This window comes from Caulobacter sp. ErkDOM-C (assembly GCF_048541825.1).
In the GTDB taxonomy this organism is placed as follows: domain Bacteria; phylum Pseudomonadota; class Alphaproteobacteria; order Caulobacterales; family Caulobacteraceae; genus Caulobacter.
On the sequence record NZ_CP183332.1, the window covers coordinates 1,095,356 to 1,108,749 of the forward strand.

Below are 13,394 nucleotides of genomic sequence, written 5' to 3' on the forward strand. Positions count from 1 at the left end.
CCATGAGCGACCTGCGCGCCGCCGCCGCCGAGGCGTTCCTCTACACCCTGCCGCTGATCGAGATCGCCGCCGTCCGGGCGCGCGGCCTGGCGGTGGGATCGCCGATGAACGCCTTCGCCTCGATGCGGAACCTGGCTGACCATCGCGCCCGCGCGGTGACGACGCCCAACAACGACACCTTCTACGCCACCGCCCAGCTGGACCTGTCGGAAGGCCCGCTGACCCTGACCGTGCCGGCTGGTGGCGAGCGCTATGTGTCGCTGCAGTTGATGGACGCCTGGTCCAACAGCTTTGCGGTGCTGGGCACGCGGACCACCGGTCCCGATGGCGGGACCTTCACCTTGGTCGGGCCGGGCGACGAAGCCGACGTCGGGCCCGGCGTGATCCGTTCGCCCACCCGCCATGTCTGGGCCCTGGCCCGCATTCTGGTGACGGGGCCTGAGGATCTGGAGGCCGCTCGCCTCGTTCAGGCCGGCTTCACCGTCCAGGGCCCGGCCGCGCCGCCGGTCGCCGAATATGCCCGCCGCAGCGACGCCTGGCCGGCCTATTTCGCCAGCGCCGACCTGCTGATGCGCCAGAACGCGCCGCCGGCCAGCGACGTGGCCCTGCTGCGCCGCATCGCGCCGCTAGGTCTCGGGACCGGACGGTTCGACCCGACGGCCTTCACCGCCGAGGAAGCCGAGGCGATCGCGGCCGGACTGGAAGACGGCCGCCGCGCGGCGCGCTCGGGCGGCGGACTGTCGGGCGAGGGCTTCATCGAGGGCTGGGCCTATCCGCGCGCCAAGTTGGGCGACTTTGGGCAGGACTACATGTTGCGCGCCGCCGTCGCCCTGGGCGGTCTGGCGGCCCTGCCGCTGGTCGAGGCCACCTATCTGCGCGCCGGCCATCAAGGGCAGGGCCTGTTCGACGGGACCCGCAACTGGCGACTGCACATCCCGGCCGACCGGCCTATTCCGGTCGATTCGTTCTGGTCGCTGAGCCTGTACGAGGCCACGCCCGAGAAGCAGTTCTTCTTCACCGACAACCCGATCAACCGCTATGCCATCGGCGACCGCACGCCCGGTCTGGTCTGGAACGCCGACGGCTCGCTGGACCTGTGGATCGGCCATGCCGAGCCGGACGCCGAAAGGGTGAGCAATTGGCTGCCTGCGCCGGCCGGACCCTTCGCCCTGTTCATGCGCGCTTACCTGCCGCAGCCACAATTGCTAGACGGTGGCTACCGCCTGCCCCCTGTCGAGGAGATCTGAGTCGTGAAGACCCGCGCCGCCGTAGCCTTCGCCGCCAAGCAACCGCTCGAGATCGTCGAGGTCGACCTGGAAGGTCCCAAGGCGGGCGAGGTGTTGATCGAGATCAAGGCCACCGGCGTCTGCCATACCGACGCCTATACGCTGGACGGTCTGGACAGCGAGGGCCTGTTCCCCTCGATCCTGGGCCACGAGGGCGCGGGCGTGGTGGTCGAGGTCGGGGCCGGCGTCACCAGCCTGGCGGTCGGCGACCACGTGATCCCGCTCTACACGCCCGAATGCCGCCAGTGCAAAAGCTGCCTGAGCGGCAAGACCAATCTCTGCACGGCCATCCGCGCCACTCAGGGCAAGGGACTCATGCCCGATGGGACGAGCCGCTTCTCCTACAAGGGCCAGACCATCCACCACTATATGGGCTGCTCGACCTTCTCGAACTACACGGTCCTGCCCGAGATCGCGGTGGCCCGGATCCGCAAGGACGCGCCGTTCAAGTCGGCCTGCTACTGCGGCTGCGGCGTCACCACGGGCGTGGGCGCGGCGATCAACACCGCCAAGGTCAAGCCCGGTGACAATGTCATCGTCTTTGGCCTGGGCGGCATCGGGCTGAACGTCCTGCAGGGCGCCCGGCTGGCCGGCGCCAACATGATCGTCGGCGTCGACATCAATCCCGCCCGCGAGGACTGGGGCCGCAAGTTCGGCATGACCCACTTCGTCAATCCGAAAACCCTCGACGGCGACATCGTCGCCCATCTGGTGGCCCTGACCGACGGCGGCGCCGATTTCACCTTCGACGCCACGGGCAACACCACGGTGATGCGCCAGGCGCTGGAAGCCTGCCATCGCGGCTGGGGCGAAAGCATCATCATCGGCGTGGCCGAGGCGGGGAAAGAGATCTCGACCCGTCCGTTCCAACTGGTCACCGGCCGGGTGTGGCGGGGCACGGCCTTCGGCGGCGCGCGCGGCCGCACCGACACGCCCAAGATCGTCGACTGGTACATGGACGGCAAGATCCAGATCGACCCGATGATCACCCACGTCCTGCCCCTGGAGCGCATCAACGAGGCGTTCGACCTGATGCACGCGGGTGAGAGCATCCGGACGGTTATTGAGTTCTAGTTCCATGACCGTCGAAATCACCGCCACCCACCGCCTGCACGACGGCGCCCTGCGTTACTGCAAGCACGCCAGCGCCAGCACCGGCACGCCGATGAAGTTCACGGTGTGGGTTCCCGACGGGGAGGGGCCGTTTCCCTATCTTGTCTGGCTGTCGGGCCTGACCTGCACGGAAGACAACTTCACCACCAAGTCGGGCGTCTATGAACACGCCGCGCGGTTCGGGATCGCCATCGTCGCGCCCGACACCTCGCCGCGTGGTGACGGCGTGGCCGATGATCCGGCCTATGACCTGGGGCAGGGGGCGGGCTTCTATGTCGACGCCACGCAAGCGCCCTGGGCGCCGCACTTCCAGATGTATTCCTATGTGACCAAGGACCTGCTGGAGGCCGTCGACGGCGCCTTCTCGCTGGACGCAGGCCGGCGCGGGATCTTCGGCCACTCGATGGGCGGCCACGGGGCCCTGACCATCGCCCTGCGCAACCCTGATCTGTTCCAGTCGGTCAGCGCCTTCTCGCCCATCGTCTCGCCGCTGAACTGCCCGTGGGGCGACAAGGCGATGAGCGCCTATCTGGGCGAGGATCGCGCCGCCTGGCGGGCTCACGACGCCTGCGCCCTGATCGCGGACGGGGCAGGGGCCAGCTTCGACGACATCCTGATCGAACAGGGCCTGGCCGACAGCTTCCTGGAAAACCAACTGAAGCCCGAACTGATCGAAGCCGCCGCCGCGAAAGCCGGCCGCAAGGTCTCGGTGCGGCGGCAGGAGGGCTACGACCACAGCTATTTCTTCATCACGTCGTTCATCGGCGAGCACCTGGCCTGGCACGCGCAAAGATTGTAATTTTTTGCGGCGTCCGTTGTCACTGACGTGGATTGTGGTAGTCTGCCATCATGGTTCCCGAGCCTTCCATCTTCGATGAAATGGATATCGCGTCCGAAGACGCCGCGGACGCCGAAGGTTTGGCTGACATCGCCGCAGGCCGGGTCGTACCCCATGCCGAGGTCTCGGCCTGGCTTGAGACCTGGGGGACACCAGACGAAAAGCCCATGCCCGCGTCGTGGCTGAAGTAGTCTGGTCGCGCCGGGCGCTTTCCGACCTTTTCGCGATCCGGGCCTATATCGGCCAGTTCAGCCCTCTCGCCGCGCAGCGCATGGCTCGCAGGCTTCGGGTGGCTGGGGACAGTCTTGTGAACCACCCTGATCGGGGTCGTCTGGTCACAGCCTCGATACGGGAGCTGGTGATCATTTCGCCCTACATCATCCGCTATCAGGTCATGGGCGACAGGGTGACCGTCATCCGTATCCGGCACGCGGCCCAGTCGTGAACTTTCGGTAATTCATCCACGGTTCAGGCGGCGACGCTCATCTGGCTCCACGGTCAAGTTTCGACCGGTGGGGACCTATCACCATGAAATTCGCTTCGCTTGCCGCCGTTGTCGCGCTGGCTTTCACCAGCTCGGCCTGTGTGATCATCGACGCCGACGATCACCCCGATACCTCGGTCAACATCACCAAGACCGATCTCGAGCCGATCCACGGCGCGACCATCGACAAGGGCGATCTGGTGATCCGAGTGTCATCCAACGGCTGCACCAACGCCGCCGACTTCGCCGTCGAGAGCAACCGCCGCGACGGCTCGGCGAGCTTCGCCTTCACCCGCAAGCGGCCCGACCTGTGCCGCGCCCTGATGGCCGAGGGCGTCGACCTGCGCTTCCCGCTGGACGCCTATGGCGTGGATCGGGGCAGCAAGGTGCGGGTGCGCAATCCGCTCGTGCGGCCCTAGGTGATTTCGGAGGCGCAGCGCGAGTTGACTCCCCGTCGCCCCTCCGTCATAAACCGCGCCTTCCCGCCGCCGGCTCGCCGTGTGGCGTGGAATCATATGACGGACTGATGCGACGCCGCCGTTGAGATCGCGCCTCTACTAATTGAGGCGCCGGCCCGGATCGAACTGAAGAGCTACACATGTCCAAGCGCCATAGCGCCAAGTACAAGATCGACCGCCGTATGGGCGAAAACCTCTGGGGCCGGCCCAAGTCGCCGGTCAACCAGCGGTCCTACGGCCCCGGCCAGCACGGCCAGCGCCGCAAGCAGAAGGTTTCCGACTTCGGTCTGCAGCTGCGCGCCAAGCAAAAGCTGAAGGGCTACTACGGCAACCTGACCGAGAAGCAGTTCTCGCGCACCTACGAGGAAGCCGCCCGCCGCAAGGGCAACACCTCGGAAAACCTCATCTCGCTGCTCGAGTCGCGCCTGGACGCCATCGTCTATCGCGCCAAGTTCGTGCCGACCGTGTTCGCCGCCCGCCAGTTCGTGAACCACGGCCACGTGACCGTGAACGGCAAGCGCGTCAACATCGCTTCGTACCGCTGCAAGGCCGGCGACGTCATCGCCGTCCGTGAGCGTTCGCGCAACATGGCCCTGGTGCTGGAAGCCGTCGTCTCGGCCGAACGCGACTTCGCCGAATACATCACCGTCGACGTCAAGGGCCTGTCGGCCACCTTCGTCCGCGCTCCGGAACTGTCGGAAGTGCCGTACCCGGTGAAGATGGAACCCAACCTCGTCGTCGAATTCTACGCTTCGTAAGAAGCCTCGACCTCGAAGAGATACTTCAAAGGCCCCGGAGCGATCCGGGGCCTTTTTTGTTGCTCGCTGGGGGGCATCACCGCCGCCTCCGAGCGCCCTGTAAGCCCAGCCGCGACATCCCCAAGAGATGGACGCGCATTCACCCCGCGAATCCGCCCTCATCGAGAAACGCCTGCTCCTCTGGTGTCGTCTCGCGGCCCAGGGCGGCGTTGCGGTGCGGAAAGCGGCTGAAGCGAGCGATGATGTCGCGATGCTCAAGCGCCCACCGCATGGTGTTCTCGTCGCCGCTGTCGGCCTGCAGGGCGGCGCACAGCTCGACGCTCAATTCCTGGTCGGCCAGGGCTTCGGAATGCTCGAACGGCAGGTAGAAGAACGGCCGCACCTGCGCGTCGACGGCCTGATCGTGACCGTCGGCCAGCGCAGCGCGGGCGAACATGCGGGCCAGGGGATCGGTGGCGAAGGCGTGGGCGGTGTTGCGGTAGAGATTGCGCGGGAACTGGTCCAGCAGGATCAGGAGGGCCAGTGCGCCTTCGGGGCTCTGCGCCCATGTGTCGTAACGGCGTTGGGCGGCTCTATAGTGGGTTTGCTCGAACCTCAGGGCGATCATGGAATCGAACGCCGCGTCCTTGGCGAACCATTTCCGGGGACCGGCCGAACGCCAGAAGCCGATAACATCCATGGGGTGAGCGGGCATCTGAAGTCCTGGGATATCCGTTCAAACGCGGTTCATCCGCGACAGCCGATGTTGTTATCAAGGGACAAAGCCGGGGCCGCGCACAAGGCCCCTTGGAGCACGAAATGAAGCGTCTGATCTCGACCGCCATGGTCTTGTCGCTGCTAGGCGGCGCGGCGGCGGAAGCCGGGTCCGCTGCGGCGGTGGTGGCCCAGCGCGAACAGCGGCAGGACGGCCCGCGCGGTGATCGCGGTGGCGGCGACCGGGGCGGCGGCCGTCAAGGCGGCGAGCGCCAGGGCGGTCAGGAACAGGGCCAGCCGCGTGGCGACCGTGGCGACCGTGGCGACCGTGGCGACCGTGGCGACCGTGGCGACCGCGGCGACCGCGGTGGCGGTCGTCCCGACTGGAACGGCGGCGGCGGCGCTCGCCCCGCGCCCCAGGCGCCGACGCCCCCGCAGGCTTCGACCCCGCCCCAGGCGCAACAGCCGGGCGGCCGGCCCGACTGGGATCGTGGCGACCGTGGTGGTCGCCCGGATCGGGGTGGCCCGGATCAAGGGGGCCAGGATCGTGGTCGCCCGGATCGGGGCGGCGAGGATCGGGGCCAGGGTCGTGGCGACCAGGGCCGGCCCGGCGGCGGTGACAATCGCGGCGGTCAGGACTGGAAGCGTGGCGGTCAGGACCGCAACGGCGGCTGGGATCGCGGCCGTGACGACAGAGGCCGTGACGACCGGGGCCGTGACGACCGGGGCCGCGAGGGCCGTGGTCGTGACGACAGGGGCGGCTACGACCGTGGCCGGCCGGGGCAGGGCGGGCATTATCGCGACCGCGACCATGGCCGCTCGCACTATGACCAGCGCCGCTATCGGCCCAGCTTCCGCGCCTCGCAACGCTACCGGGTCGGCGCCTATCGCGCGCCGCGCGGCTGGTATGTCCATAGCTGGTCGTTCGGCGACTATCTGCCGGGCGGCTGGTATTCGACCTCGTACTATCTGGACTGGTACCGCTATGGCCTGCCCAACCCGCCCATCGGCTGCGAATGGGTCCGGGTCGGCGACAACGCCATCCTGGTCGACGTCTGGTCCGGCCAGGTGCTGAGCGTCCAATACGACCTGTTCTGGTAGGGACGTCACTAACCGAACGACGGGGGCCCCTCAGCGCGAGGGGCCCTTTTTCATGTCAGGACCCTGGCCTTCATCAGGCTTTGCGTGGCGCCAAAGCCCGCCGCACGCTAAAATCTCCGCCGGGTCGCGAGCACGCGTCGACAAGGATGCACCGCACCTTGACGAAACGGCAAAAAAACGCTCAAACGCCCGGCCTTTGTCGCTTCGCCGTTGCGCGAGGCGGCCCTGATTGACCAGTCTGGAGAATAAATCATGCGCGTCTATTATGATCGCGACGCCGACCTCGCCCGCATTCTCGACAAGAAGATCGCGATCGTAGGCTATGGTTCGCAAGGTCACGCGCACGCTCTCAACCTCCGGGATTCGGGCGCCAAGAACCTCGCCGTCGCGCTGCGCCCCGGCTCGGCCACCGCCAAGAAGGCCGAAGGCGAGGGCCTGAAGGTCATGACCGTCGCCGAGGCCGCCGCCTGGGCCGACCTGATCATGATCCTGGCCCCGGATGAGCATCAGCGCGCGATCTATAACGAAGAGATCGCCCCCAACATCCGTGACGGCGCGGCCCTGCTGTTTGCCCACGGCCTGAACGTGCACTTCGGCCTGATCGAGCCCAAGGACACCATCGACGTTCTGATGGTCGCCCCCAAGGGCCCCGGCCACACCGTGCGCGGCGAGTACCAAAAGGGCGGCGGCGTGCCCTGCCTGATCGCGGTGCATCACAACGCCACCGGCAACGCCCACGACCTGGGCCTGGCCTATGCCTCGGCCATCGGTGGCGGTCGCTCGGGCATCATCGAGACCAACTTCCGCGAAGAGTGCGAAACCGACCTGTTCGGCGAGCAGGCCGTGCTGTGCGGCGGCACGGTGGAACTGATCCGCTGCGGCTTCGAAGTGCTGGTGGAAGCCGGCTACGCGCCGGAGATGGCCTATTTCGAGTGCCTGCACGAGCTGAAGCTGATCGTCGACCTGATCTATGAAGGCGGCATCGCCAACATGAACTACTCGATCAGCAACACCGCCGAATACGGCGAATATGTCACCGGTCCGCGCATCGTCACCGCCGAGACCAAGGCCGAGATGAAGCGCGTGCTGGAAGACATCCAGTCGGGCAAGTTCGTCCGCGACTTCATGCTGGAAAACGCCGTCGGCCAGCCCTCGTTCAAGGCTACCCGCCGCCGTGCGGGTGAGCATCAGATCGAAGAAGTCGGCGCGCGCCTGCGCGGCATGATGCCGTGGATCGCCAAGAACAAGCTGGTGGACGTCACCAAGAACTAAGGTCCCTCTCCAAGGATCGTGTCAGAGCCCTCGGCCGCCCCCGGCCGGGGGCTTTTTCATTTCAGGGTTGCGGTCCTGTGGCGACGACCGGAAAGTGCGTCGCGTCCCGCTTGAGGGACTGGGAGGATCATCGATGAAGCGCCTGTTTGCCGCCCTGACCGTTTGCGCCGCCGTAGGCATTGCCGCCACGCCGAGCCTGGCCGCCGAAGTGGCCTACAAGCTGGACTCTTCCCACACCGAGACGATGTTCATCATCGATCGCTTTGGCTTCAACTCGGTGATCGGCATCTTCGGCGGGGCGGAGGGCACGATCTGGCTGGACGAGGCCGCGCCGGAAAAGTCGCGGGTCGAGGCCACCATCCAGGTTGGCAGCCTGCAGTCCGGTCACGCCACCCGTGACGAGCACCTCAAGGCCGAGCGCTGGCTGAACGCTCCGGCCTTCCCGACCATGACCTTCAAGTCGACCAAGGTGGAAAAGACCGGACCCGACACCGCCAAGGTGACCGGCGACATGACCATCATGGGCGTGACCCAGCCGGCCACCCTTGAGGTCAAGCTCAACAAGATCGGCACGGCGCCCAACAATCAGAAGAAGCAGGCCGGTTTCACCATCACCGGCGCGATCAGCCGCAAGGCCTTCGGCAGCGCCACAGGGGCCGGCGCGATCGGCGACGGCGTCGCCATCCGCATCGAGGCCCTGGCGATCGCTCAGTAGGCTACTCCAGAAAGAACACCGGCCCCCAGGCCACCTGGTAGCGGTGCTCGCCCGACGACAGGTGCGGGCGCAGCTGCCAGGCCCCGGGCGGCAGGACCGACCGCGGGCGCCCCTCGACAGAGGTCGTGGTCAGGACGTCGCCGCCGGGGTCCGAAACGGAGAACTGGCGGATGGCCGGGGTAGCGCCCGACAGGGCGGCGGCGATCTCGTCGGATGAGCGGACGCGCAGCGGCGCCGGTCGCGCCAGCCGGGCGCTGACCTCGGCATAGGCGCCCACTGCGATCACACGTGGTCCCTGGCGCAGCACGCCATAGCCCACATGGGTAAAGCCCTGCGCCAGCAGATTGGCCCGGTGGCCCGGGCTGTTTCGCCACTGGTTCATGATCTGGTCGGGCTGGACTGGCCCGGCGGCGTTGCGGCGCATGGCGATGTTCTCGCCCGGCGCGCCGACCAGGTCGCGGGCCAGCAGGCCGACGCGCCCGGCGGCGCTAAAGCCGTCGGAGGTGACATGGTCGAAGACGCCGCTGACCGCCATGTCGGCGGCGTGGGCGCGCGCCGCCAGAATCAGACCCCGGTCGGGCCGAAGTCCGGCCACGCCCTGGCGCTCGCGGACAAGGTTGTTGAGGTCCAGCAGGGTGTCTTCGAACCCGTCGTCGAAGTCGCCGCCCGCCGCGTCGGACAGGCCCTGGCGCAGCCTGCGGTCATAGGCCTGCCAGCGCGCGATCGGCGCGGCGTGGGCCAGGCCGGCGGCGAGGACGAGGGGGGCGGTCAGCAGGGTTCTTCGAAGGATTTGCGGCATCGCGGCCCCTAACAGTGATTGACAGGAACCCCCGGGACCAAGCTCTAAGACCCATGCGTCCCGTGCGTTCCATATGGCTGGCCGGCCCCGATGTCTGGCTCCCCGATTCTGCGGCCCAGGCGGCGCGCCAGCGGGCCCATTGCATCGACGCCGGCTTTACGGGCCTGACCCCCGATCCCGCGCCCCTGAGCGCGGAGAACGGCTCCGAGCTTGAAGCGCGCGAACTCTACGCCGCCCGCATGGCGCGATTGCGTCAGGCCGACGCCGGGGTGGTCAATCTGACCCCGTGGCGCGGGCCCTCGGCCGATCCCGGCGCGGCGTTCGAGACCGGCGTTCTGGCGGGGCTGGGTCGACCGATCTTCGCCTATCTGAACGTGCCCGACGAATCCCAGGCCGAATATGTCGACCGGGTGGAGTCGTTCGTCGGCGCCCAACGCGACGAGGCTGGCGTCTGGCGCGACGGGGATGGCTGCGTGGTCGAGGACTATGGCCTGCCCGAGACCGTGATGCTGTGGGCCGAAGCGCGACGCCTGTTCGTGATCGTCACCGGCGATCCGCTGCATGACCTGACGGGGCTGGAGCTGTGTCTTGAGGCCTTGAGGCTTTACGCGGAGTAGGGCGACCAAGTCCTCCCCCTAGCGGGGGAGGTGTCGGCGAAGCCGACGGAGGGGGAAGTGACCGCGCAGTCATTGCGGTCTTCCCCCACCGGCCTCCGGCCGCCTCCCCCTTCAGGGGGAGGACTTGCCGCACGTCACCAATCCAACCCCGCTTCCCCTCGCAGAATCGCCTCCGCCGCCGCCGAGTGCTGTCCACCATCCCGCTCGTGCAGCACCAGGGCCGGCAGCAGCACCAGCGGCGCCTTGCCGGTCTTGAGCGCCCGCACGATTACCCGCTTGGCCGGGGCGTCGGCGAAGGGCTGGATCGGACGGATCCTGAACGAGCCCGCCTTGGGCGCCAGCAGGGCCAGGATGTCGGCCAGCCGGTCGGCGCGGTGGATGAGGGTGATGCTGCCGCCCTCGCGCACGGCCTTGAGCAGGAAGCCGGTCCAGGCCGCCAGCCCGCCGTCGGCCATCCAGGCTCCGGTCTTGGCCGGGGAGGGGGCGCGCAGCGCGCCGGGGTCGTCGAAAAACGGCGGGTTGCTGATCACGGCGTCGAACACTGGCAGGCCCAGGGCGCGAAAGCCGACCTCGATGTCTCCGGTGCTGATCTCGACCCGATCGGCCAGTTCGTTAAGCGCCACGTTCTCTCGCGCCAGCGCGGCGGCGTCCGGATCGCGCTCCACGCCATGGAATCGGGCGCCCGGCCGGCGAGTCGCGGCGGCCAGCAGCGCCCCGCCGACGCCGCAGCCGGCCTCCAGCACGCGGTCGCTGGAAAGGGCGTCGCAGGCCGCCGCCAGCAGCGCCGCATCCAGGCCCGCCCGGTATCCGCCGACCTTCTGGCGGAGGCGAACACGGCCGTTCAGCACGCTATCTTCGGTCAGCTGAGTGTCGTCCAACGCATCAAGCCTTGTGCTTGCCTTGACCCTGACCTATCCCGCCACCATTGTCCCTCGCAACGGCTGATCCTGCTGGGGACGGATGTGAGCCCGATCGCCCCTCGACAAGGGTCAAAGGTGTGTCGGTCAAGGAGAGTATAGTCTTGGACGCAGTTGCAGCGACCCTCGCCCGAGAGCCGGGATCGGTGGATCGACTGGTGCGTCTGGCGGCCGCCGACATGGGCGGGGTCGACCGCCTGATCACCGAACGCATGCAGAGCGACGTGCCCCTGATCCCGGCGCTGGCCGAGCATTTGATCGCCGCCGGCGGCAAGCGCCTGCGCCCGTTGCTGACTGTGGCGGCTGCGCGTCTGGCCGGCTCGGACAACGACGCCTGCCTGAAGCTGGCCGCTTCGGTCGAGTTCATCCATACCGCCACCCTGCTGCATGACGACGTGGTCGACGGCAGCCACTTGCGGCGCGGCAAGGTCGCGGCCCACCTGATCTGGGGCGCAGCCCAAAGCGTGCTGGTGGGCGACTTCCTTTTTGCTCGCGCCTTTGAACTGATGGTCGAGACCAACTCGATGAAGGCGCTGGAGATTCTGGCCCGCGCCAGCCGGGTGATCGCCGAGGGCGAAGTGCTGCAATTGATGCGCAGCCACGACCTCAATCTATCGCAGACAATCTATCTCGACATCATCGCCGCCAAGACCGCCGAGCTGTTCGCCGCCGCTTCCGAGGCCGGCGCAGTTTCGGCCGGGGTCGACAAGACCCGGTCCGACGCCCTGCGCGACTACGGCCTGAACCTGGGTCTGGCGTTCCAGCTGGCCGACGACGCCCTGGACTATGGTGGCGCGACCGAGACGCTGGGCAAGAACGCTGGCGACGACTTCCGCGAAGGCAAGGCCACCTTGCCGCTGCTGCTGGCCATCGCCCGTTCGGGCCCGCGCGAAGCCGAGTTCTGGGAGCGGGCCATCGGCCGTCGCGAACAGACCGAAGCCGACTTCCGCCGCGCCCGCGAGCTGATCATCGGTTCGGGCGCCCTGGACGCCACCCTGGACCTGGCCGCCGACTATGCCGACAAGGCCAAGTCAGCCCTGGCGATGTTCCCGGCCAATGACTGGCGCACGGCGCTGGAAAGCCTCGCCGACTTCGCGGTCAGCCGGAGAGCCTGATGGCCCGGCGGCCGAAGCCCCTCCATCTGGGCCTACCGCGCGCCGCGCCGGGCGAGCGCCTGCCGCACCTGGACACCATCATCGCCACCTCGGCCGCCAACCCGAGCGGCGACCCTAATGTGCGGGCCCAGGAGGCTGGCGAGGCGGCCGGCAAGGTGATCGGCGGCGGGGTAGGCGTGCTGGTCGGCTTTGTTCTTATCGTGCTGATGCTGGGACCGGTGCTGTGGGCGCCCGGCTGGGCCGCCCTGCGGGCCGCGCGTCTGGTTCCCGGGCCCTGGTGGCCCTGGCTGGCGGGCCTCGCGGCGGGCCTGGCCGTGGCTCTGATCCAGACCTGGCTGCTGGTTCAGCGCAATCCGATACTGCGCTATCCGATCGTGGCCCTGTTCGCCGCCGCCTGGGTTGGCGGGCTCTGGGCGGAACTGACCTCGCCGCGCCACGATTGGGTGACGACCGCCCCGACCCTGCACATGCCCGGCCCCTGGACCTGGGCGCTGCTGGGCCTGGGCACGGTGATCTATGCGGGCATCTATCTGCTGGCCTTGGGCCAGATCACCAAGGGCCGCTGGGTCCGAGGGTGGCAGCTGATCAAATAGGGCGTCGGGCTCTTTTTCTGGCTGGATCGGCGGTGGACACAAGCGCTGGATGTGAATTCGCCGTAAACTGGCCTCGTGGTTCTCGACAAGTCCGGCGATAGGCTCCACCTCTAGGGTCATGGTTATCGGCTGGGAGCCGCCTTCGTGATCCGACTGATCCTCAACATCCTGTGGTTTGTGTTTGGCGGCTGGATTTCCGGCCTGCTCTGGCTGCTGGGCGGCGCCCTGCTGGCCATCACCATTGTCGGCCTGCCCTATACCGGCGCGGCCTGGCGCATCGCGGGCTTTGCCTTCTGGCCGTTCGGCAAGGAGATCGTCAGTCGCGAGATCGTCAACGGCAAGGGCGACCTTGGCACTGGGCCGTTGGGCTTCGTGCTGAACATTATCTGGTTCATCCTGGGCGGCTGGTACATCGCCCTGAGCCATCTGATGATCGCCTTCGCCGAGGCCATCACGATCATCGGCATCCCCTTCGCCATCAAGGATTTCCAGCTGGCCCTGATCGCCCTGGCCCCGATCGGCCGCGAGGTGGTGGTGGTTCGCCGCTAGGCGCTAGAGCAAAGGTCGCCATGATTGCATCATGGCGTTTGCTCTAGATTCTTGTTTTGACGCGTTATTTCGGCGGCGAACCGGTA

At 67.6% G+C, this 13,394-nt stretch carries 17 protein-coding genes and 1 pseudogene; 14 read left to right on the top strand and 4 right to left on the bottom strand.

The window, feature by feature from the left end; all coding sequences use genetic code 11:
- Positions 1-2: 2 nt before the first annotated feature.
- The 7 genes from ACN2C8_RS05230 to rpsD all read left to right on the top strand — a co-directional run bounded on the left by ACN2C8_RS05230 (position 3) and on the right by rpsD (position 4,937).
- Positions 3-1,247 (top strand): DUF1254 domain-containing protein, encoded by a 1,245-nt coding sequence (locus tag ACN2C8_RS05230; protein ID WP_419254771.1) that lies wholly within the window; start codon positions 3-5, stop codon positions 1,245-1,247.
- 3 nt (positions 1,248-1,250) lie between these two features.
- Positions 1,251-2,360 (top strand): S-(hydroxymethyl)glutathione dehydrogenase/class III alcohol dehydrogenase, encoded by a 1,110-nt coding sequence (locus ACN2C8_RS05235; RefSeq protein ID WP_419254772.1) that lies wholly within the window; start codon positions 1,251-1,253, stop codon positions 2,358-2,360.
- A 4-nt stretch (positions 2,361-2,364) separates the two neighbouring features.
- Entirely contained in the window at positions 2,365-3,198 is an 834-nt protein-coding gene (fghA, locus tag ACN2C8_RS05240) for an S-formylglutathione hydrolase (protein ID WP_419254773.1), read from the top strand.
- A 50-nt stretch (positions 3,199-3,248) separates the two neighbouring features.
- Positions 3,249-3,428 (top strand): antitoxin, encoded by a 180-nt coding sequence (locus ACN2C8_RS05245; RefSeq protein WP_419254774.1) that lies wholly within the window; start codon positions 3,249-3,251, stop codon positions 3,426-3,428.
- A complete protein-coding gene (locus ACN2C8_RS05250) occupies positions 3,416-3,682 on the top strand; it encodes a type II toxin-antitoxin system RelE/ParE family toxin (RefSeq protein ID WP_419254775.1) in 267 nt (88 codons plus the stop codon). Before ACN2C8_RS05245 ends, ACN2C8_RS05250 begins: the two co-directional genes overlap by 13 nt.
- Positions 3,683-3,765: 83 nt before the next feature.
- Entirely contained in the window at positions 3,766-4,140 is a 375-nt protein-coding gene (locus ACN2C8_RS05255; RefSeq protein ID WP_419254776.1) for a hypothetical protein, read from the top strand.
- A gap of 179 nt (positions 4,141-4,319) precedes the next feature.
- Positions 4,320-4,937, top strand: a complete 618-nt coding sequence (rpsD, locus tag ACN2C8_RS05260; RefSeq protein WP_419254777.1) for a 30S ribosomal protein S4 — start codon at positions 4,320-4,322, stop codon at positions 4,935-4,937.
- 139 nt (positions 4,938-5,076) lie between these two features.
- On the opposite strand, the gene ACN2C8_RS05265 is transcribed toward rpsD, so the two are convergent.
- Complete coding sequence (locus tag ACN2C8_RS05265) at positions 5,077-5,631, bottom strand: DUF924 family protein (protein ID WP_419254778.1); 555 nt, start codon at positions 5,629-5,631, stop codon at positions 5,077-5,079.
- Between the two features lie 104 nt (positions 5,632-5,735).
- Between ACN2C8_RS05265 and ACN2C8_RS05270 the strand changes: the two genes are divergently transcribed.
- The 3 genes from ACN2C8_RS05270 (at position 5,736) to ACN2C8_RS05280 (ending at position 8,718) form a co-directional block, all read left to right on the top strand.
- Positions 5,736-6,731, top strand: coding sequence for an RcnB family protein (locus tag ACN2C8_RS05270; RefSeq protein ID WP_419254779.1), 996 nt, complete (start codon positions 5,736-5,738; stop codon positions 6,729-6,731).
- 252 nt (positions 6,732-6,983) lie between these two features.
- Positions 6,984-8,003, top strand: a complete 1,020-nt coding sequence (ilvC, locus tag ACN2C8_RS05275) for a ketol-acid reductoisomerase (protein WP_419254780.1) — start codon at positions 6,984-6,986, stop codon at positions 8,001-8,003.
- A 133-nt stretch (positions 8,004-8,136) separates the two neighbouring features.
- Positions 8,137-8,718: a YceI family protein gene (locus tag ACN2C8_RS05280; RefSeq protein ID WP_419254781.1), complete on the top strand. Its 582-nt coding sequence runs from the start codon at positions 8,137-8,139 to the stop codon at positions 8,716-8,718.
- A 1-nt stretch (position 8,719) separates the two neighbouring features.
- Here the strand turns inward: ACN2C8_RS05280 and ACN2C8_RS05285 are convergent, their stop codons facing one another.
- Complete coding sequence (locus ACN2C8_RS05285; protein WP_419254782.1) at positions 8,720-9,517, bottom strand: CAP domain-containing protein; 798 nt, start codon at positions 9,515-9,517, stop codon at positions 8,720-8,722.
- A 53-nt stretch (positions 9,518-9,570) separates the two neighbouring features.
- Between ACN2C8_RS05285 and ACN2C8_RS05290 the strand changes: the two genes are divergently transcribed.
- The gene (locus ACN2C8_RS05290; protein ID WP_419254783.1) at positions 9,571-10,134 is read left to right on the top strand and encodes a nucleoside 2-deoxyribosyltransferase; all 564 of its coding nucleotides are present in this window, start codon (positions 9,571-9,573) and stop codon (positions 10,132-10,134) included.
- An 11-nt stretch (positions 10,135-10,145) separates the two neighbouring features.
- Here the strand turns inward: ACN2C8_RS05290 and ACN2C8_RS05295 are convergent.
- A pseudogene (locus ACN2C8_RS05295) lies at positions 10,146-10,245 on the bottom strand (hypothetical protein); the annotation flags it as partial.
- Between the two features lie 23 nt (positions 10,246-10,268).
- The gene (locus ACN2C8_RS05300; RefSeq protein WP_419254784.1) at positions 10,269-11,012 is read right to left on the bottom strand and encodes a tRNA1(Val) (adenine(37)-N6)-methyltransferase; all 744 of its coding nucleotides are present in this window, start codon (positions 11,010-11,012) and stop codon (positions 10,269-10,271) included.
- Positions 11,013-11,155: 143 nt separating this feature from the next.
- On the opposite strand from ACN2C8_RS05300, the gene ACN2C8_RS05305 reads away from it, so the two are divergent.
- The 3 genes from ACN2C8_RS05305 (at position 11,156) to ACN2C8_RS05315 (ending at position 13,308) form a co-directional block, all read left to right on the top strand.
- On the top strand, positions 11,156-12,166 hold the full coding sequence (locus ACN2C8_RS05305) for a polyprenyl synthetase family protein (protein ID WP_419254785.1): 1,011 nt from the start codon (positions 11,156-11,158) through the stop codon (positions 12,164-12,166).
- Positions 12,166-12,759 (top strand): hypothetical protein, encoded by a 594-nt coding sequence (locus tag ACN2C8_RS05310; RefSeq protein ID WP_419254786.1) that lies wholly within the window; start codon positions 12,166-12,168, stop codon positions 12,757-12,759. The genes ACN2C8_RS05305 and ACN2C8_RS05310 overlap by 1 nt, the downstream gene beginning before the upstream one ends.
- A gap of 144 nt (positions 12,760-12,903) precedes the next feature.
- On the top strand, positions 12,904-13,308 hold the full coding sequence (locus tag ACN2C8_RS05315) for a YccF domain-containing protein (protein ID WP_419254787.1): 405 nt from the start codon (positions 12,904-12,906) through the stop codon (positions 13,306-13,308).
- Positions 13,309-13,394 lie beyond the last annotated feature (86 nt).